Consider the following 21024-nt stretch of genomic DNA (forward strand, 5'->3'; position numbering starts at 1 on the left):
TGAGTTTCCCGACAGGATCGACGGCGATTTTGAATGTACATCAGGCTGCAGATCAACAATGTCGTCTCCCTGCCCGCCGGTATGTCGACCGGCTACTCCGCTCGTGATCGCAGCTTTGAAATCGGGCGCGAGGCCTGTGACTGGACCTTGCCCGATCCCGACAAGTTCATCTCCGCCAGACACTGCGAAGTGCGTTACCAGGCAGGCGCGTTCTGGCTGCACGATATCTCGCGCAACGGCACTTTCATCAACGGATCGACGCAGCGCATGGCCGGCCCTCACCGGCTTGGTCAAGGCGATCGGTTGCTGATCGGCCGCTATGTCGTCCTGGTTTCGATTGATGACGAGCGCGCCGCGACAGGGCAGCCTCGAAGCAGCCACGGTTCGACGCAGCGACAAATGCCGGTCACGACAGGCCGGCCGCGGGAATTCGGAGACCAGCCTGTCTTCGAGCCAGTGGAGCAACGGCCCGCGCAGAGAGCACCGGCGTCGACGTCTTCGCCGCCCGCGCCTCCCCCTTCGACGAGAGACGAGGTGCTGCGGGAAATCGCGATCGCAGCCGGCATCTCGCCGGAATTGCTTCAATCGCGTGATCCGCATGAAGTGGCTGCCGAAATCGGCGCGGTGCTGCGGACGGTTGTCGAGGAGCTGGCCCAGCTGCTGAAGGCACGTGCGGCGGCGAAATTACTGGCCAAGAGCACACACCGGACGATGATCAGCGCTGCCGATAACAATCCCCTAAAGTTCGTCCCGGGAACCGACGACATCCTCGAAATCATGTTTGCGCGGCGCAGATCCGGCTACCTTGATGCCAGGCACAGTGTCGAAGACGCATTCCGTGATCTCAAGACGCACGAATTTGCCACCTATGCAGCCATGCAAGCTGCGCTCTCCCGGCTGCTTGACGATCTGTCGCCTGAGGCAATCAGCAAAAAACTCCCACCCACGTCATTCACATCGAAGAAAGGCCTGGCTTGGGACGCCTTTGTCGCCAAATGGCGGACCATGGAGGAAGCACACGAAAACGGAATGCTGGATATATTCCTGGCCTATTTCAGCGAAGCCTATGCCAAAGCCGATAAGCAAAAGTAGACCGGGAGGACTGAACCTGGCAGATGGCCCGGAAATCGGATCGGTTTCCTGCGCTTAGCTTCGGCTGCGGAGCGGATCACGCACCAGGTGGAATGTATCAGGGCGTCCTTGGCGAGCCCCAAAGATGCGGCGCTGTCGTTGGCGAAGAAAAATTCTTTCGCAGCGCTGCATCTGGTTCCAATCGACCGTTTCTAAGCTTACGATCACTTACGACAGTTCGCCAGCGGGTAAGGCTGATTGACCTGGGGGTCTGCGGCACATGTCATGTTACGGCGAGTTAGAAAGTTATAGCCGACCTTCCTCGAGACACTGCCCTCGTCAGCAGCGCCTGCAGTTCCTGCGCCTGGCCGGGGACTTTGCCCGCTTGTGGCGCACACGCGGCGCCGACGCGTGGACGGACGTTTGGCGATGAGCTCGAAGGACGATCCTTTCGGCCCAGCGGGCAAGACCGTTATTCGCGCACCGCGCCGCGCTGAAAAACCAGCGCCGGCTCCTCACAGACCTGTTCCCGACGACGGGCAGCCCGGTTCCTCGCGGGTTAAGGATTCAACGGTTTTCGATCCCGGTGTTGGTCGCCATGCACCGCCGGGCTGGACATCCGGAACCGTGATTTATCAGGGTGCAGACCCCGGCGCAGCGGCGGCAACCGGCGGCTCCTTTGCGGCGGCGCCGGGCATTCAGCAGGACATCCTGCTGCATGCCACGGACAGCGTCAAATATTCCGCAGCAAATCAGATCCTCGCCGCGGCCGCTCCTTTGCTGATGCTGTTTGGTCAGCTCAGGCTCATGGCTGTCGAAAGACAGGCGGAGCAACTGGCGGAACATGTTGCCGAGGCGATCGATAAATTCGACCGGACAATGGAGAAAGCCGGTGTTCCCGAAGAAGATGCACGGATCGCAAAATTTGCTCTCTGCGAAACCGCTGACGACCTCATCGGCCACCTGCCTTGGCCCAAGACAGACGCCTGGGCGCAGCACAGCATGCTGTCACAGTTCTTTCACGTCGTGCCCACCGGCTCGGGTTTCTACGAAGCGCTGAACAAGATACTGGCCGCGCCGGAGGCACACTACGACTTGCTTGAACTGATGCATGCCTGCCTGTCGCTGGGGTTCGAAGGCCAGTATCGGGGCCTTGCGCGCGAGGACAACAGTCTCGAACGCGTTCGACGCGACGTCTACGAGACGCTTCGTTACTTCAGGGCGCGCGCCGACGACGACATCTCGCCGCACTGGCAAAGCCTGGCGGTGTCCAGCCCACAGTCGTCGGCCCGGTTGCCGCTCTGGGTGATTGCGGCCGCTGCGTCGGCGCTGCTGACGGCGGCATTCTTCGCATTGCGGGTCTTCATCACCAACGAGGGCGATGCCCTTGCCGGCAAGTTGCTGGCGCTCGACCCGTCGACGCCGATCGCCATCGAGCGTGCCAGCGTGGTATCGTCGGCTGCGCCGGTGAAAGTCGCTCCGCCTGTCGCCCCTACCCGTTCTCAGATCGATCGCATCCATGCCGCACTGGCCAAGAATATCGCGCTCGGCGGGCTGACCGTCGGCACGCAGGGCAGGTTCATCGTCGTGGAGATCAACAATGTCCTGCTGTTCCCGTCCGGCAGGGCCGAGATAAAACCGGAATTTGGACCAATCGCCGCGGACATCGCCGCCGCGCTGGAACCGGAGCCTGGACCGATCATGATCGTCGGCCACACAGACAATGTGAAGCCGCGAAAATCGAGCCCGTTCAAATCCAACTTCGACCTTTCCATCGCCCGGGCGAAGGCCGTCGCAGCGGTGATGGCGCCACGGTTCAGCAAACCTTCCAGGATCACCGTCGACGGCAAGGGTGAAGACGAACCGATCGCCGACAATGCGACGCCGGAAGGCCGTGCCCAGAATCGCCGTGTCGACTTGATGATCCCCAAGAAGGAAACCCTGTGAGCACGGCCATTTGGAAGCGCCTATGACGCGTTGGCTGCTGCGGATATTCAGCGCGATCGCGTTGGCCGGTTTCGCGGCAGCCGTCTGGTTTGCCGGACCATTGATCCGCTTTGCCGACACTCGTCCGCTGGCACCCGTCTGGCTGCGCGTGACGATCATCGGCGTGATCGTTGCTATCGCCACGCTGTTTTATGGAGTGCGTTTCTGGCAAAAGCGAAAGGCGCAAAAGGCGCTCGAGACGATAGTCGCCCGCAACGACGACAGGGATGACGACTCGCAGGTGCTCGAGGCTCGGATGATTGAAGCCATCGCTGCGCTCAAGCGGTCGAGCGGCAAGCGCAATTTCCTCTACGAGGTTCCCTGGTACGTCGTCATCGGCCCGCCTGGTGCCGGCAAGACAACGGCGTTGGTCAATTCGGGACTGAATTTTCCGCTTGCCGGTTCGGGCGACGCCCAACCGGTGGCGGGCGTTGGCGGCACACGATCCTGCGACTGGTGGTTCACCGACCAGGCGGTGCTGATCGACACCGCCGGGCGCTACACCACGCAGGATTCCAATGCGCAGAGCGACAAGAAGAGCTGGCTCGCCTTCTTGTCGCTGCTTAAGAGATACCGCACAAGGCAACCGATAAACGGGGTTATCCTGGCCATCAGCCTTGCCGATCTCATCAGCCTCGATGATCGGCAGCTTGACGTCCATGTCGTCGAAATACGCAGCCGTCTGCGCGAAATCCACGAAACACTGAAAATCCAGTTCCCGGTGTACCTGCTCTTCACCAAAGCCGACCTCGTCTCCGGTTTCATGGTTTATTTTGGCGGTTTCGACGAGCAGCGCCGCCGCAAAGTGTGGGGCGCGACATTCCAGACCGCCGATCGCAGCAAGAACATGGTCGGTGAGGCGCCGGCGGAATTAGACGCATTGGCAAAGCGCCTGGCAGAGGAGATGTCCGACCGCCTGCAGGAAGAGGTCGATCCGGTCGCGCGCATAGCCATCTTTGGCTTTCCAGCTCAATTTGACGCGCTAAAAAGCCGTATTGCCAGTTTCGTCGCCAGCCTATTCGATCCGGCTCGCAGCCAGGTGAATGTCAGCCTGCGTGGACTGTATTTTTCGTCAGGCACGCAGGAGGGCACGCCGATCGATCAGGTGCTGGGCGCAATCGGCCGCAGTTTCGGCAGCGCTTCTCGCGCCCATCTTTCCGGCACCGGCAAAAGCTTCTTCCTGCATGATCTTCTGACCGGCGTCATTTTCGCGGAATCCGGCTGGGTTTCATACGACAAATCGGCTGAAAGGCGTGCAGCGATCGCCAGGTATAGCGGCCTTGGCGCAATAGCATTGATGGCTGCCGCGGCTCTGGGCACCTTGGCCCTGAGCTTTACGGCCAACAGGTCGCTGATCGCTTCTACCACGCAGGCTGCAAGCCAGTATCGCGAGACGGCGGACCCGCTCCTCAAAAGCACGACGGTCACCGATGTCGACCTTGAAAACGTCATCGGCCCGCTCGACCAGTTGCGTGAACTGCCGGCCGGGTTCGACACCAGTGACTTGCCGACCCCGATCCAGGAGACGTTCGGCCTCAGTCAGCGGGAAAGACTTCTTTCGGCATCGAAAACAGCTTACCGGCAAGCGCTGGAGCGCGTGTTCCGCTCGCGCCTGCTGCTTCAGGCCGAACGGACGATCCAGGCCAGGATGGCTGATCCCACCGCGCTCTACGAGCCGCTGAAGATTTACATGATGCTTGGCGGCAAGGCGCCCAAGGTCGACGACGAGTTGATCGTGTCCTGGATGAGGCAGGACTGGGAGCAGAACCGGTATCCGGGTGAAAACAACCGCGAGGGACGGGCGCAACTCGAAAAGCATCTGCGGGCCATGCTTGCGTTGGACGACGCCTATGATCCGGTTTTCGAACTCAACCAGCCACTTGTCGAAGCCGCTCAACGCTCGCTCGGACGCATGAGCCTTGCCGATCGCGCCTCTGCCCTGGTGAAGTCGGCGGCATACGCCGCAGCACTGGACGATTTTTCCGTCGCCGTCAAAGGCGGCCCGGAAGCGCAGCTGTTGTTCGAGCGTGTCGATGGTGGCGATCTGTCAGGCCTTCGCGTTCCCGGTATCTACACCTATAGCGGCTTCAACAACTTCTATCTCGGACAACTCTCGCGCATTGCGCAGATGCTTGTCGATGACCAGTGGGTTCTCGGCGGCGGTGGCGAGCAAGGTGGCATCGACCAGGAATTGCCAAAACTCGGTCCCGAACTTGTCGAGCGCTATGGGAGGGAGTTCGCCGCAGCGTGGAACGGCGTTCTCGACAGACTGAAGTTCAAGGCAATGCTGGAGGACAAGCCGCACTATATCGCGCTCTCCGCCGCCGCGTCACCAACCTCGCCAATCGACCAGCTTTTTACGGCGATAGCCGACGAGACAGCGCTGACGCGAGACGCTGGTTCCAACGAAGACTCCGGCTCCGAGGCCGAAGCCGGCATGCTTCAAAACCAGCCGCAAAACGCTGCAGACATCGCCAGTGGATTGGCCCGCATCGGCATTCAAATCGCCAGCGGAAAATCGCAGAGCCGGGCCGGCGCAGGGTCCGCCAGCGCGCAAAACCAGTACCCTGGGGCAAACATCGAAGCGCAATTCAGATCATTCCAGGCATTGGTGAACGGTCCCACTGGGCGCCGCCCAATCGATGCACTGACCCAGAATTTCCGCGACATCCATCAAAGCCTGCAATTGGCGGCCGATGTCCCTTCACAAACGGAACGCGCCAACATGAATCTGCAGCTGCAGATATCCACCCTTCGCGCCAATGTCTCGCGGTTGCCCAAGCAACTCGCCCGAATGGTTACCGCGACCGCCGACGAGCTTGACGGCAACGTCGCAGAAACCTCGCTAACGAATTTGAACCAGATGCTCGACCAGACGGTCACGCGCGCCTGCGAGGAGATGGTCGAGGGCCGTTATCCTTTCGCCAGCGATGGCCCGGAGGATATTGCGATGGCGGATTTCGCGAAACTGTTCGCTCCAGGCGGCCTGATGGACCGGTTCTTCGCACAGAACCTGGCATCGCTGATCGACATGACCGGCCAGGACTGGAACTGGAAGCAGGATGCGCGTTTCGGGCGCGACCTGTCCAAGTCGACCTTGAAAAACTTCCAGCTGGCGGCGGAAATCCGCAATGCGTTCTTTCCTTCAGGTGGTTCGGTACCGTCGGTCAGTGTCACCTTTACGCCGTTTTCACTGCATGGCGATGCCGATACGGCGGTACTCGACGTCGATGGCCAGATCGTCCAAAGCAACCAGGCCGGCAACGCGCCAAGCACGGTGACCTGGCCGAGCGGCATGGCTTCAGGGTCGGCGAGCCTGAGCCTCGTTCCCCAGATGGCGGGCCGTGAGTCCGCGATCAAGTTCGATGGTCCGTGGGCACTGAAGCGCCTGCTGGACAAGGCTGATATCACCAGCACCGGCGGCAACACGGAAGCCCGCTTCGTGATCGGCGGACGCGATGTCGCCTATACGGTCCAGGCCAGTTCCGACCCCAACCCTCTCTTCCTTCCTGCGCTTTCCGGGTTCAGCTGTCCAAAGGCGTTTTGAGATGACCTTTGAATTTTCCAATACGGTGCGGCTGTCCATCGGCAACGGATGGCCGGACGTTGATTTCGATACTCTAACGTTCGAGCCTGTGGCAAACTGGCGCGAGCGAGCGCCTGACGGTGCGCCGCAGAGGACGCTTGAGAAGCGCTTGGTGGCAAAGTGAACAATGTCGCCCTTCCCTTTGAAAGCTTCGGCGTTAGCCACAGAGGCTGTGTCCGTGAGCTCAACGAAGACAGCTATCTGGTCGAGCCGGAAACCGGCCTGTGGGTGGTGGCCGATGGAATGGGTGGACATGATGCCGGGGAAGTCGCTTCGGCCAGCATTGTCGATCATCTGGCAACGATCGGCATTGCAAGCTCCGCACCGGACCTGCGCGCGCGCTTCGAGGACCGGCTGAGCCGGGCCAACGCCGAAATCCGCAGGATATCGCAATCGCGCGGAGTAACCATTGGCTCCACCGTCGCCGCCCTGCTGGCGATGGACGGGCGGTTTGCCTGCCTGTGGGCGGGCGACAGTCGCGTCTACCTGATCCGCAACGCCTCGATCTCGCAGATTTCGAGAGATCATACCGAAGTCCAGGAACTTCTCGACAAGGGCATGATCAGCGCAGCCGAAGCGCTCGCCTGGCCGCGCCGCAACGTTATCACGCATGCCGTCGGTGTCAGCGACGAGATCGTCATCGATTTCCAGCAAGGCGAAATCATGCCGGGCGACATATTTGTGCTGAGCACCGACGGGCTGACGGCGCATGTCACAGACGCCGAGATCGAGGCGGCGGCGGTGTCGGCGACACCTCAGACGGCATGCGAAAACCTGCTGCAAATGGTGCTGGCGCGCGGGGGAACGGACAATGTCACGATCGTGCTCGTGAAGATCGGAGACGAGCACAATGGGGCCTATCCCGGTCCTTCCAGAGCGGAAGATTGAAGCTGATGAGCGCCGACGACAAGACGCGGATATCGCCTGACGTGGCCACCACAGCCGTAGGCACGCAACTCAGCGGCATCTATGAACTGGACGAGCGGATCGCATTTGGTGGCATGGGCGAAGTCTACCGTGGCCACAACATCCAGACCGGCGACCACGTCGCGATCAAGATTGTATTGCCCGAGTTCGCCCGTGATCAGACGATCCTGTCGCTGTTCCGCAAGGAAGCGTCAATCCTCAATCACCTGTCGCACGACGCGGTCGTGCGATATCACGTGTTCACGATCGACCCCGGTATCGGTCGCCCCTACCTTGCAATGGAATTCGTCGACGGCCAATCGCTGTTCGATATTATGCGACGTGGCCCGATGCCGACGGAAGACGTGCGCAGGCTCTGCCATCGTCTGGCTTCCGGCTTGAGCGCCGTGCACCAGGCGGGAGCAATACACCGCGACCTCTCCCCGGATAACATCATCCTGCCAGGAGGCCGGGTCGATCGCGCAAAGATCATCGATTTTGGCATCGCGCGGTCGGCGACCGTCGGCGGCGAGACGCTGATCGGCGGAAAGTTCGCGGGAAAGTACAACTACGTTTCTCCAGAACAGCTTGGGCTGTACAGCGGCAACGTCAGCGAGCAATCCGACATCTACAGCCTGGGCCTGGTGCTGGCCGCTGCCCTGCGTGGGAAACCGATCGACATGGGCGGCTCCCAGTTCGAGATCGTGGAAAAACGCCGAACCGTTCCGGACCTATCCGACATCGACGCCGATTTTCGTGGAATTGTTGAGGCCATGCTGCAGCCGGATCCACAAGACCGGCCGATCAGCATGGCGGATATCGCCAGGGCGACACGTGACGACACGGACGAGGAGACAAGGCCGCCAACGTCGATCACACCGCGCGATCGGACGTTGCGAACGGGGGAAACCGCCGCGCCTGGCCCCAAGCTTCCCGGTCCCAGGCTTGCCGGTCCCAAGATGGCAAGTCAGCCTCCGGCGGCTGCCGGTGAGCAGCGCTTCGTTCCGCATGTCCGGCCGGCGCTTCTGTCCGAGCCAAGGCCTTCGCCAGTTGCCGGTCCTGCTCGCGCGGTGTTGCCAAAGGTCCCTGCAAAGTCCGCCAGGACCCGATCGATCGCGATCGCTGCCCTGGCGACATTAGCTGTCGCGTCGGGTGCAGGCGTTTATCTCAGTGGCCTGATGACGCCTTCCACGCCGACCGCCGACGATACAGCGTTTTTGTCGCCAAAAGCATCAAAACCGGCCCCGACGGACAGCGCTGCAAATTTGCCGGGCGATGAGCCGACAAAGGCAGTTCTACCTGAGCAGTCACAAACAGAAGCCACTGCGCCGCCAGCTGAAAGTCAGGCAGGTGCCGCGGCGGATCAAAAGTTGGAGCCGACACGGCCCGCCGAAATCCTCTCACCATCCGAGGAAACCTCGGAGCCGGCGGCATCCGAAGAAACCTCGGAGCCAGCGGCAGCCACGGAAACCTCGGAGCCGGCGGCAGCCGAAGCGCAGCCGCCAGCTGAAAATTGGCCGGATGCCGCGGCGGATCAAAGGTTGGAGCCGACGCGGCCCGCCGAAGTCCTCTCGCCAACCGAGGAAACCCCGGAGCGGGCGGCATCCGAGCACACCTCGGAGCCGGCGGCAGCCGAGGCGCCATCGCCAGCTGAAAATCGGGCAGATACCGCGGCGGATCAAAAGTTGGAGCCGACACGGCCCGCCGAAGTCCTTTCGCCAACCGAGGAACCCCCGGGGCCGGTTGCGCCGCGCATCCAGGTCGCGCCCAAGCCGCCGGCCGACAAGGCCTCGCCGCCCGCAGCGGTCCAGCCCGAAATGATGGAGAGCCGGAAGCCCGATCAGCCTGCCAGCCAGCCGGCACGACCCAAGGCGGCCGCGCGGGTGCCCGAACCCGCCGTAAGCCAGACGGATGATGCGAGCGCAAAACGGCAGCGGTACGAGCCGGCGCCAGGCAAACAGCCGGGCGAAGCCACTGTTGCCTTGAACGTGCCGAAACCGGACCTGAAACTGCCGCCGAAAAATGCCCTTGACCACGCTGCGCAACGGGTCTCCTGGGTGCGGGACTTCAACGGCGGCGACTGTTTCTATGCGACGTTGACGTCGGCAACCGAGGCCGCCGTCGCGATCGAGGGATTGGGCACAGAGGTCCAGCCGTTCGAACGAATGCTGTCCGATTTCCAGGCAAGATTCCGTGTCGAACCGGACATCAGCGTCCGCCTCATTGAGCCGGCTCAATGCGAAGTCACCAACTTTCTGCGCTTTCTGGACCAGATGCCGGCTGACAAGCCGCAGCTTGTTCTCGATCGAACGACGGTGCCGAGCGGCTCGCCGATCGGCGGCTCGCTGGTGACGCATGGCGGCCTCATTTCCAGCGTGCTGCTGATCGACCACAGGGGCATGGCATTCAGCCTCGACGATCGTATCCTGGCGCAAGCGGACAAGGCCACCTTCAACATTCCGATCGATCTCGGCGCAGCCGACAAGGCGGCCGGTAAGGTCGTGCCGCAGATCATAATGGTGATCACGGGTCCACAGGATATTCAAGCTGCGGCGTTCTCGGCGCCGACACCAGCCGCGCTGCTGCTGCCCAGGATTCTCGACGAGATCGACGCCAACCGAGCTGAGTTCTCCGCAACGGCAAAGTACTTCCGGCTCGGCGGGTAGCATGGACGCCGATGGACCACCGCCGCTCGCGTTTTTCCTTCCTGACCGCTGTCCCACCCAACAATCAGCGTGACTGGCTTCGCGGCCTGCTTGCCCCGAGAGGCCGTATCAGACTTACGGTGATGTTGGGCGCGACATTGCTGGCTTTCCTGTCGGCCCACGAAGCGCGCGCCGAATTCACCGTCTGCAATCAGACGCTCGACGTCGTCAATCTCGCTGTCGGCCAAAAGGTCGACAATGCGGACCAGACCGATGGCTGGTGGACCATCGGCGCAAATCAGTGCGTGAACGTCATCCGCGAGGAACTCACCAACCGCTACATTTACATCTATGCGACGGACGTTTTTGGCCATGCGACCCTGACCGGGTCGACCGAAATGTGCATCGACCGGCGGCGTTTCTCGATACGCGGCATCGATGAATGCTGGCAGCGCGGCCATATCGCCGCACGATTTCTCGAAGTCGATACGCTTGAACAGGTGCGGTGGACCTTTTTTCTGACCGGAAGCAATCCGTGACGCACAGTATCGACACAAGCTTCAGGTTGAAAAAGCAGGCGCGCGCCGCCCTGCGCAGACGCAGGCTCTGGCGCAGGCTCCTTGCCGGTCTTGCCGTGGTTGTCCTGTTGTCGATCGCTGCCGGCTTCTATCTCACTGCGGATTATTGGTCGTTTGGCGACGAAGATGAGGAGTTGCACGCCGTCGAAGGAACCGACGATGTGCCAGCCGACGCATCTGTCTATGTGCCTGCCATCATCGATCTCGCAGGCGACCCGATGTGGATCACCCTTGCGCCCGACACCGGCGGCGCAACAAAAAGCCAGGTGATCCCGCGCCCGGCAGAACTCGATCAGGCCGGCGTTTCTCCCCAGATCGAAATTCTGTCCGACGTGATGCTTAGCGCCAGCGAAAAGTTCATGACAACGATACCATCCACGCAAGAAGATTTCGCTTTCTTCCAGGCGCAGCGACAGACCGCGCCGGCGCCATCCAACGAGCTGCAAAACGATGTTCAGCCACCGCCCGTTCCAAACGAGGCTCCGGTTGCTTCGGACCCGCAGGATGATGCCGAAGCAGGTTGGGGCGAAACAATCGATTCAGGCGAGGCAGCCCTTCCCGCGTTCCAGAAAACCCAGATCGAAAACAACACAAGCGTTGCAAATGTCATCAGTGAACATCAACGATACGAGGCTACCGAGGACATTTTCGTAAAGATTCTCAACGACCGCAGCTTGGACAGCGTTGCGCTCGATGCGCTTTTCTCCGCCGAGGACGCCAAGCTGGCAGGCGAAGCCCTGAAGGCGCTTTTCAATCGGGAGAGCCTTGAGCCCGGTTATGTCGTCGCCATGCGCGGTTTCAGGCCGACGCGCGAGACGACAACCATGTCCCTCATGCAGGTCTCGATCTACGCCAAGAACGTATTTGTTGGTACGCTGACGCGCAATGCCGCCGGTGCATTTGTGTCTGGTGTGGACCCTTGGGTCCGCGAAGATCTGTTCAACTACTCGGGCGCACAGGCGCAAGGCACGCACAAAAGGCAATACCGGCTGCTCGACGCGATCTACTCGACAGCAGCACGCAATAAAGTCCCGACCGGCGTGATCGGAGAAGCGATCATGTACCTGTCGCGAGGACAGGATCTGGATGCTTTCGCCAGCGAAGACCAGCGTCTGGTCCTGATCTACTCGCAGAGGCCGCGTGGCAAGGAAGAGACGGCCGGACGGGTTCTGTATGTTGGCGTCCAGGGTAGCGAAAAAAGCCTTGACTGTTTCGTGTTCCAGCAGACCGACGGCCAGTTTGCATGCGTTAGCGGCGACGATCAAGTTCGCTCGCTGACAGTCGCCAACGGCATGGTCACCCCGGTCAACGGGGTCATGACCTCCACTTTCGGCCCACGCAAGCACCCAATCCTCGGAACCGTTCGCATCCACAAGGGCGTCGATTGGGCGGCGCCTCTGGGCACGCCGATAGCCGCCGCCTTCGACGGCGAAATCGTCTTTCAGGGCGATGGAAGTGGTTACGGCAATCTGGTGAAGATTTCGCACGGAAACGGCAGCGAGACGCGCTATGCGCATATGCAGAAATTCGCGGACAAGGCCGGTGTCGGCGCGAAGGTGAAGGCAGGCGATATCATTGGCTATATCGGCACCACCGGTCTTTCGACCGGGCCGCACCTGCATTTCGAACTCTATCGCAATGGGCAGGCGGTCGATCCGCTCGGCACGGTTACAGCAATCGCGACGGACGCTTCCGCTGTCGAAACGCTGACCGACCGTATCGTTCAAGTCGAAAGTGGCGGCAAAGCCCGCGCCAAGAACCCACTTTCTTCGGCGACCGGCGCCGGTCAGTTCATAACCAAGACGTGGATCCGGATGATGAACACCTACCGCCCGGAACTGGCGCGGACACTGTCAACCGCCGACCTGCTGGCTCTGCGTTTTGACGCCACCATCTCGCGCGAGATGGTCAGCAATCTGGCGCGCGAAGGCGAAGCCTATCTTCGGGCACGCGGCCACCAGATCACAGCCGGCCGGCTTTACCTCTGTCATTTCCTGGGAATGGAAGGCGCCCATCAAGTACTGTCGTCGCCGGGTTCGGTGCAATTGAGCGCCGTGCTCGGATCAGCCGTCATTCAAGCCAACCCGTTTCTCACCGGTAAGTCCGCCAGCTATGTCGTGAGCTGGGCCGAAAGGAAAATGGGGCGGAAGCTGAGCCCGCAGACGACTGAGGTGAGCCAACAGACAACGACAACGACGGAAGTCCGGCAGACATCGCCCGAGTTCGAAAAATACAAGCAGGCGATCACGGCAATGGTGAGTTCCGTTCAGAATGCGCTGTGAGCCAGCACGTGGCCCCTATCGGAATCGGTTTTGCTGCGCCGACCCCCCGGTTCGCGTCGAACCCGCTCCAGCTACTCAGTCCTTATCCGCATTTCCACCCGGCGGTTTACCGGATCGAATGGGTTGGGGTTGCGCGGATTCGCTTCGCCCAGGCCTGTCGCTTTGATGCGGGCAGGATCGATGCCGTTAGAGGTCAGGAAGGTTGTTACCGATCTCGCTCTTCGTTCCGACAACCCCTCGTTGTAATCTTCCGAGCCGGTTGCATCTGTGTGACCCTCAACAACGAAGTTCAAAGTGCTCAGTCGGCTGTCCTTCAGTGCCTTGGCGAACTCGTCCAGTTCAGCGCGCGCAGTCGCATCGAGTTCCGCAGAATCCAGGCCGAAATTGATCAGCATGTCGAGGCTGGTTTTTTCGGCAGGCGCTGCTTTGGTCTTGCTGTTGCACTCCTCTTCGGTGCCGACGCAAATTCCACGGGGCGGGCCGAGCTCGCTCGCCGCGTCAAAAAACTTCACGATGTCTTCTGATTTCTGAAGCGGATCAGCAAAAGCATGGGTCGAAAAAAGCGCGACCGTAAACATGAAGGCTAAACTGCCCAATTGCATAACGGTTACTCCTGTCTTGAGCATCCGATTTCACCGACTGCGTACAATACCAAATTGCGAAGCGGTTGTCTGTCAAAACGTCGAGCATAGTGGGGGCAGTTGCATCTTGCCAGTCGTGAAGACCTGACGCTTGGTACCCATGTAGAAGGACGCGAGACGACCCTTTCCTGCCCTTCAGGATAGAACAAGCTATGACCGCAAATCGGCCGAATGCGGATTTTCTCCTGAACTTTGGCTCGTGATGCTGAGCGTAGGAACTGATGTTGTCGCTGCCCACCTTCTTTGGAGCCGGATGCCATCCTCCTCACTGTTCCGCCTACCGGTCAGACCTGGCGAGCAGCATGGCCCCGACGCCAGGCCGCCGGCGGTACGCCATATTCGCGTCTGAACGCCCTGTTGAAGGCCACTTCGGATTTGTAGCCTACGTCGTATGCGATCCGCGCAATCGAATCGGCGGACTCTTTCAGCTGTGCAGAGGCTTGTTCCAATCTCTGCCGGACGATGTATCGCATAGGTGGTTCGCCGATGACGCGTGTGAAGCGCTCGGCAAAAGCCGAGCGGGACAGGGCGATCTCCCGCGCGAGATCTTCCGTGGTCCAACGCCTGGCAATCTGACCGTGAATGAGCCCGAGTGCGCGTCCGACGATCGGGTCACGCATTCCTGCTGCCAGGGAGCTGTCCAAGGGCGGCTGCGACGTGAAGTAGCGACGGACAGCCTCCATGAAGAGGAGTTCGGCCAGCTTTGCGAGGATTGCCGGCGAATGGGCACGCCCCCCCGCCAATTCCCTCGCGGCGAAGCGGAAATTGCTCTCAATCCAGGTTGCGGAAGCTCCGTCGGCGGCATCGAGCTTCAAGACATTCGGCAGCAGCGCGACGAAAGCGTTGTAGGGAACGTCACTGCCAAGGAAGCCGCACAAGATCTGCGTCGGCTCGCCGCCCCCGCCGTAAACGATCCTCGCTAAGCCCCCGTCCGGCCCCGGTTGGATCAGATGATGGGAGTTGACGGGCCGCAGATTCGAAGCACTTGCGAGCACGTGTTCGTCGTTGCGCGGCAGCACGATGAGTTGCCCACGCTCGACCACCATCGGCTGCTGACCGTCGACCTTCAAAAGACAGCGGCCGGCCGTAATGTAGTGAAAACCGATGATGTGGCGTGGCTCGGGCGTGAAGGGCCTGCAATCTTCCGGGGCAATTTTCGAGGAAATACACCAGGGCGCAGTGAATTCCGCCTCGAGGAAGACGCCACCTGTGAGGCGCATCGCCCGCACTATGTCCAGCAGGGCATCCAATAGGCCACATTCCCCTCATAAGCAGCGGATCGATTAAGAGTTCCGGCGCATGAGTCATTTCCTGCCCTGTCGCAACGGTCTAGCTTAGCACCGAAACCGAAGGACTGGCAGTCGATTGCCAAGCAAAGTCGTGCTGGCAATCAAGGCGATCATTATCCTGATTATCTAAGCGCCCAAGAGGAAAAAGCGATCGTGATTACTGACAATCAGAATAACGCCCTTTCAGGTGCCACGGTCGAGGCCGTAAAGCTCTACAACGAGGCCGTGGAGGCTTTCAATATCTATCGCGGCGACCCCGTTGGCTTACTGAACCGCGCCATCGAACTCGCCCCCGACTTCGCCATGGCGCATATCCTCAAAGCGCATCTGTTCGGCCTCGCGACCGAACCTGGAGCGACGAAGGAAGCGAAGGCGATCGTCGCCAGGGTGAAGAGCCAGCGGCTTTCCGAACGTGAGGCCTCGCACGTTGCCGCGCTCGACCTCCTCCTCGAGGGACAGTGGACCGCCGCCGCCGTGGCCCTCGATCGTCACAGCGTGGACCATCCGCACGACATTGTTGCTCTCCAGTCAGGCCACCTGATGGATTTCTACCGCGCAAACGCACGGGACTTGCGCGACAGGATCGCGCGGGCCCTGCCGAATTGGTCGGCGGACATGCCGGGCTATTCGATCCTACTCGGGATGTATTCGTTCGGCCTCGAGGAGACCGGCGACTATGGGCGGGCCGAAGACGCGGGCCGGCGCGCGCTCGATCTGCAGCCGCTCGACTGCTGGGCCCACCACGCCGTCGCCCATGTCATGGAAATGCAGGGGCGGGCAGAAGACGGCATCGGCTGGATGATCGCCCGCGAACCTTACTGGTCGGGCGACGACAATTTCTTCAAGGTCCACAACTGGTGGCATCGCTCGCTCTATCACCTCGATCTCGGTCAGGTCGATGAGGTTTTCGCGCTTTATGACGGGCCGATCCGGCAGGACCGCAGTACCGTCGCGCTTGACATGATCGATGCGTCAGCACTTCTCTGGCGCTTGCATCTCTCAGGCCATGATGTCGGTGATCGCTGGAAAGAACTGGCGGCGAATTGGGACATCCATGCCGATGGCCGCACTTATCCGTTCAATGACTGGCACGCGGTGATGGCCTATCTGGGCGCCGGTCGAGACAGCGATGTCGATCGGCTTATTTCGGCTTACCGGAGCGTTGCAGAGGGATCCGATATCGCCGAATGGGGGCGACGGACCGCAGTGCCTCTGATCGAAGGATTCGCGGCATTCTGGCGTGGCGACTACGAGAGGGCCGCCGATCGCCTCTATAGCACACGGTTCATCGCCAATAGCTTCGGCGGCAGCCACGCCCAGCGCGACGTCATCGACTGGACGCTGGCTGAGGCCGCTGCCCGCGGGGGCCTGACCCGCCTGACAGAAGCCCTCGCCAACGAGCGCTTGGCGCTGAAGCCCCACAGCCCCGTGAACCAGTCCTTCCTTAGGCGGGCCCGCAAGTGGCGCCGCGAGAAGGCCGAGGAGTTGATGCACAAAGCCGGCTTCGGCTCGATCCAAATGCGCGAGCTGCCGCACGATGGTGGACGTGACGCGCCCGGCGCGGGCAAGGCAGACTTCGACCGAGGCGCTTACATGAGAGGTATTGGCCCGGACGTCCATCTCGGAGGCGCCCATGAAAGATAGAGTCTCGCCGACACGACGTCGCACGGTTTCTAACCCAAGGGGGAATGAGCATTGTGATACAATCGAAACATTTCAGCACCGCTCAAGAACAACGACTGAAACATCCGGGGCGTAGATTCCAGGCAAGCGCGCCGATAGCGTCGCAACTGATCTGAAGACCTTCTTGGGGTATGATCGTCACGTCGGGAGCGCGCCGCCAGAACCTGACGCCGGCGCGGCCGGCAATCAATGGGAGGCTCACATGAAATTACGCAAGTTCCTGCCTGGCGCGGGATGGACCGCACTCTTAGTCATAGGTTGCGGCGCCGGCGCCGCCATCGCGTATGCAGCCGGCGGCCCGGCCAGTATTCAGCTTGCCGCCGCCACGCGAGTGCCGCTCCCGAAGGACCTGTCCATCGCGCACTGCGTCGCCGCGACGCTACCGCTCAAATCGCCCATCGCCGAGGCGGTCAAGGCCTACGAGGATGCCGAGCCGCCGCTTTGGGACAACCTCGGCACGCTCACCTGGCCGATCAGCACGAAGAACCCGGACGCGCAGAAATTTTTCGACCAGGGCCTGAGGCAGGCCGCCAACTTCAACCACGCCGAGGCGCGTCGCGCCTTCCGCAAGGCGCAGCGTCTCGATCCGGGTTGCGCGATGTGCTTCCTCGGCGAAGCACTTGTACTCGGACCCAACATCAACGTGCCGATGGACCCTGCCGCGAACGCACCGGCCGTCGCCGCGCTGAAAAAAGCACAGTCGCTCGCCTCAGCGGCGACCGACAAGGAGCGCGGCCTCATCGATGCCATCGCCGCCCGCTACTCGGACGATCCCAACGCGGATCGCAAAGCCCTCGATGCGGCCTTCGCCGATGCCATGGCCGCCCTGTCCGACAAATATCCCCACGATCTGGAACTCGCCATGATCGCGGCGGAAGCGGCCATGGACACCCAGCCATGGGACTATTGGCAGCCCGGCGGCAAGGAGCCGAAGGGCCGCACAGCTGACGCTCAGAAGCGGCTGGAAGCCGTGCTGACGAAAAAGCCCGACCATGCCTGGGCGATTCACCTCTACATCCACCTGGTGGAGGCTTCCGACCGCCCGGAGCGGGCCGAGCCCTATGCCGAGCGACTCGCCGCGCTGATGCCGGGTGCCGGGCACATCGTCCATATGCCGAGCCACATCTACCATCGGGTCGGCCGCAACGCCGACTCGCTCGCATCCAACATCGCCGCCGCAAAGGTCGACGAGACCTACATTGCCGATACCGGTGCGGTCGGTGTCTACCCGATCGGCTATTATTCTCACAATGTCCACTTCGTGATGGTCTCGGCGCAGCTTCTGGGTGACGCGCCGACCGTCTTAGACCAGGCCGAGAAGCTGGACACGCTGCTCACCAACGAGATCGCCGCTGCGATCCCGATCGTGCAGCCGGTCAAGGCGGCGCCTTATTTCGCCTGGGCGCAATACGGCGACCCAGACATGGTCCTGGCCAAGCCGGTGCAGGCGGACGCGCCAGCCTATGTGAAGGCAGTCCAGCATTATATGCGCGGCGCCGCCTTGGCGGCAAAGAAGGATATTACCGCCGCGCGCGCCGAGGCCGACGCCATTCACCGCATCGCGGCGGAGACCGACTGGTCGACCCATGACGCCTGGGGAATCCCGGCGTTGGCCGTGCTGCAGGTAGCTCAGGCAACGGTGCGGGCACGCGCGGCCGAGGCCGACGGTGACCTGGAGGGCGCCGTGGCGATCTGGAGGAAGGCCGCCGAGGTCGAGGACACGATCCCCTACATGGAGCCGCCCTACTGGTACTATCCGGTGAGGCAGTCGCTGGGCGCTGCCCTGCTGCGTACCGGCCATCCGGAAGAGGCCGAGAAGGAGTTCCGGGCCGCGCTCGACAAGGCGCGCGGCAGCGCCTGGGCGCTGTTCGGCCTCAAGGAAACGGCAAAGGCCAGGCGCGACACCGCCGCCGAGGCCAAGGCCGCCGCTGAGCTGGCCAAAGCCTGGCGTGGCGACCCCGCCACGCTGACGCTGGAGCGGCTGTGACGGGCCTTTCCCGCAGGGGATTTCTCTCCCTCCGGTCAACGGCCGGAGGGGGATTTCACTTCCCGCAGGGCTGCCGGCCAAAAGTCCGGTCGAGGCGCGCCGCCGTTCATCAGCGATTCAGGCTCGATGGCTTAATTGGATAGCCAGCAAGGGAGGAGAGAGCAATGGGCGTCACCTCAGCCCAGTGGCAACCGCACCCGGATGTGGTGACGGCGTGGCAATACGGTACTCGGCCTCCACGCCAAAGATTGTGAGCGACTGTTAGGCCGAGGGACCACGCGTCCGCTGCGCGACGGTAGCGCGACATGCGAGCTCTGTGTCCTGCTGAAACAAACGAAACACTCTGGCGTCGATCCAGAGAAACTGCCGAAACAAGAACGGATTATGTCAGACGGAACTGCCGACCGCAGCAGCTTCCAACCGTTGGAGTGGTGCGAATGTTGACCTCGACGGGCGAAATGGGAGCAGCACGGTCCAAGGTGTGACACATATTCAAGAAGGCGCAGCCGTTGGTAAGCGGGTTGCGCTCGGCTGAAAGAGCGACATGGCAAACGCCCCGAAGATGTGCGGCCGGCAGGCAATTTCGACTCAGAGAGCGGAGTTCGGTTGATGGGAGACCTGCGATTCGCAACTGTTCGACTGGCGACGGGTCCACAGATTCACTACGCGGAACAGGGCAATGCTGACGGCGACCCGATCCTCTTTCTGCACGGGTGGCCGGACTCTTGGTTCTCGTTCAGCAGTATTCTGCCGTTGCTGTCGCATCGGGTTCATGCGTTTGTCCTGGATCAGCGAGGTTTCGGTGACTCGGAAGCGCTGGATGCCGGTTACGGGATCGACGAATTCGCCGCTGATGCCGTCGCGTTTCTCGACGCTGTTTCCATCGAGCGCGCCACCATCGTCGGACACTCTTTCGGAAGTTTCGTCGCGCGACACGTCGCGATCACAAATCCCGAACGAGTCGCACGTTTGGTCTTGATCGGCACCGGTGTGTCGGCCGCCACTCCGGTCACGCGGGAGGTTCAGGCCACACTGATGGAGCTACCAGACCCGGTGCCGGTGGAGTTCGCCCGCGATTTTCAGGCGAGCACCGCGCACGTACCCCTCCCCGAATCGTTCTTCGAACGGATCGTTGCCGAAAGCCTGAAGCTGGCGGCTTGGCGTTGGCGCAGCGTGCTCGACGGTTTGCTCGCTTACGATGACACGGAGCAACTTTCTCGGATTGTCACACCGACGCTCCTCATATGGGGCGAACGCGACGTGCTCTTTTCCAGAAACGATCAGGATCGCCTCGTGACCGCGATCCGAGGATCCAAACTGCTCAGCTACCCAGAGACCGGACATTGTCCGAATTGGGAACGGCCCCAACGCGTCGCAGCCGATCTCGAGGCCTTTATAGACCAGAGTTGATAAGCACTTCAGGCACGGGCGCGCCCTGTGCATGTTCTCGGTTACCTACGGTCAGTCGGTGAGAGACGTCTCCAGTGCCCAGTAGTTCAGCTGGAATGTCGGCTTCTGGCGCGCAATCCTGTCGTTCAGGTTAAACCTGCTGTGGGGCAACTTCCCACCACTGCTGCAATTCGATTTGGGTATCAACCGTCAGATTTTCACCACTAGGGACTGGAGACTTGACCCGCGCCCTGTCCAGGGCTTCAGTGTCGATTGTTCCCTGGGGAAAGCGTGGCGCCATGGCCAATGAGCTTCGTTTCAAAACGGCACGGGACCTTTTCATGGCCTGCCCCGCTGCTTCCAGGGACATGGTGGCACTTCCGACCGAACAGCCTTCGATCGAATTTTGCCGCGCCCTCCTGGCCGGGCGGGTGCCCGAGGAGGCGATTACGTTCTGTGCCTATCTGCTTCCCGAGCGGGCTGCGGTGTGGTGGGCACATGAATGCCTGAGCCACCTCACCGTTCTGCTCGACAGCAGGGATCAGGAATTGCTCGCGATTGTTCGTGACTGGGTCAGCGAACCGGATAGCCCTCACCATCGCCCAGACGTGAGCAAGGCTGCGGCATTGCCGCCAACAACGCCGGCCGCCTGGGTTACCCTGGCTGCAGGACGGCATGGCAACGGTTCAGCTATGGAGGCGCCAGCGCTATCGGCCTTGCCGCCAGCCGCCCGCGCTGTGAGTGCGGGGGTTCTGGCCGGACTGGCACGCGTTGCACTGGAGGACCGCTTTTCGGTTCTTTCGGCGTTTGTCGAAATGGGCATCCAGATGGCAGAGACCGAGGCGCTGCGCCAATCTGCGGATGCGAGTTAGACCGTAGCCCGTATCCGCGAGCGGGATACGTTCAAATTGAACGAGCATCCGGCTCTATCTGTTTGATTTAGCCGCATTTCTGCGACGCCAAGTGATTCCACTTGGCTGC

General features: G+C 61.4%; 14 protein-coding genes and 1 pseudogene. 13 read left to right on the plus strand and 2 right to left on the minus strand.

Annotation, left to right across the window (positions count from 1 at the left end; translation table 11 throughout):
• Positions 1-81: 81 nt before the first annotated feature.
• The 9 genes and pseudogenes from NMG80_RS37210 to NMG80_RS04005 all read left to right on the plus strand — a co-directional run.
• A pseudogene (locus tag NMG80_RS37210) lies at positions 82-303 on the plus strand (FHA domain-containing protein); the annotation flags it as partial.
• Positions 304-1092, plus strand: a complete 789-nt coding sequence (gene tagH, locus NMG80_RS03970; protein WP_367185918.1) for a type VI secretion system-associated FHA domain protein TagH — start codon at positions 304-306, stop codon at positions 1090-1092. It abuts the pseudogene before it with no gap.
• A gap of 408 nt (positions 1093-1500) precedes the next feature.
• Positions 1501-3018 (plus strand): type VI secretion system protein TssL, long form, encoded by a 1518-nt coding sequence (gene tssL / locus NMG80_RS03975; RefSeq protein ID WP_254016930.1) that lies wholly within the window; start codon positions 1501-1503, stop codon positions 3016-3018.
• 22 nt (positions 3019-3040) lie between these two features.
• Positions 3041-6604 (plus strand): type VI secretion system membrane subunit TssM, encoded by a 3564-nt coding sequence (tssM, locus tag NMG80_RS03980; RefSeq protein ID WP_254016931.1) that lies wholly within the window; start codon positions 3041-3043, stop codon positions 6602-6604.
• Between the two features lies 1 nt (position 6605).
• A complete protein-coding gene (locus NMG80_RS03985) occupies positions 6606-6767 on the plus strand; it encodes a hypothetical protein (RefSeq protein ID WP_254016932.1) in 162 nt (53 codons plus the stop codon).
• A complete protein-coding gene (locus NMG80_RS03990; protein WP_254016933.1) occupies positions 6764-7531 on the plus strand; it encodes a PP2C family protein-serine/threonine phosphatase in 768 nt (255 codons plus the stop codon). The genes NMG80_RS03985 and NMG80_RS03990 overlap by 4 nt, the downstream gene beginning before the upstream one ends.
• A 5-nt stretch (positions 7532-7536) precedes the next feature.
• Positions 7537-10215 carry a serine/threonine-protein kinase gene (locus tag NMG80_RS03995; RefSeq protein WP_254016934.1) on the plus strand — a complete coding sequence of 893 codons (2679 nt, stop codon included), beginning with the start codon at positions 7537-7539 and terminating at the stop codon, positions 10213-10215.
• 11 nt (positions 10216-10226) lie between these two features.
• A complete protein-coding gene (locus NMG80_RS04000; RefSeq protein WP_254016935.1) occupies positions 10227-10733 on the plus strand; it encodes a DUF1036 domain-containing protein in 507 nt (168 codons plus the stop codon).
• The gene (locus tag NMG80_RS04005; protein WP_254016936.1) at positions 10730-13054 is read left to right on the plus strand and encodes a M23 family metallopeptidase; all 2325 of its coding nucleotides are present in this window, start codon (positions 10730-10732) and stop codon (positions 13052-13054) included. Before NMG80_RS04000 ends, NMG80_RS04005 begins: the two co-directional genes overlap by 4 nt.
• A 71-nt stretch (positions 13055-13125) precedes the next feature.
• On the opposite strand, the gene NMG80_RS04010 is transcribed toward NMG80_RS04005, so the two are convergent.
• Together NMG80_RS04010 and NMG80_RS04015 are read right to left on the minus strand one after the other, a co-directional pair.
• The gene (locus NMG80_RS04010) at positions 13126-13656 is read right to left on the minus strand and encodes an OmpA family protein (RefSeq protein ID WP_254016944.1); all 531 of its coding nucleotides are present in this window, start codon (positions 13654-13656) and stop codon (positions 13126-13128) included.
• A gap of 323 nt (positions 13657-13979) precedes the next feature.
• Positions 13980-14945 (minus strand): AraC family transcriptional regulator, encoded by a 966-nt coding sequence (locus tag NMG80_RS04015; protein ID WP_254016937.1) that lies wholly within the window; start codon positions 14943-14945, stop codon positions 13980-13982.
• A gap of 192 nt (positions 14946-15137) precedes the next feature.
• Between NMG80_RS04015 and NMG80_RS04020 the strand changes: the two genes are divergently transcribed.
• The 4 genes from NMG80_RS04020 to NMG80_RS04035 all read left to right on the plus strand — a co-directional run bounded on the left by NMG80_RS04020 (position 15138) and on the right by NMG80_RS04035 (position 20915).
• A complete protein-coding gene (locus NMG80_RS04020; protein ID WP_254016938.1) occupies positions 15138-16628 on the plus strand; it encodes a tetratricopeptide repeat protein in 1491 nt (496 codons plus the stop codon).
• 241 nt (positions 16629-16869) lie between these two features.
• Positions 16870-18654, plus strand: a complete 1785-nt coding sequence (locus NMG80_RS04025) for a hypothetical protein (protein ID WP_254016939.1) — start codon at positions 16870-16872, stop codon at positions 18652-18654.
• A 609-nt stretch (positions 18655-19263) separates the two neighbouring features.
• Positions 19264-20064, plus strand: a complete 801-nt coding sequence (locus tag NMG80_RS04030; RefSeq protein ID WP_254016940.1) for an alpha/beta fold hydrolase — start codon at positions 19264-19266, stop codon at positions 20062-20064.
• 278 nt (positions 20065-20342) lie between these two features.
• Entirely contained in the window at positions 20343-20915 is a 573-nt protein-coding gene (locus NMG80_RS04035) for a DUF6931 family protein (RefSeq protein ID WP_254016941.1), read from the plus strand.
• Positions 20916-21024 lie beyond the last annotated feature (109 nt).

It is taken from the genome of Mesorhizobium escarrei, assembly GCF_935825525.1.
GTDB lineage: Bacteria > Pseudomonadota > Alphaproteobacteria > Rhizobiales > Rhizobiaceae > Mesorhizobium > Mesorhizobium escarrei.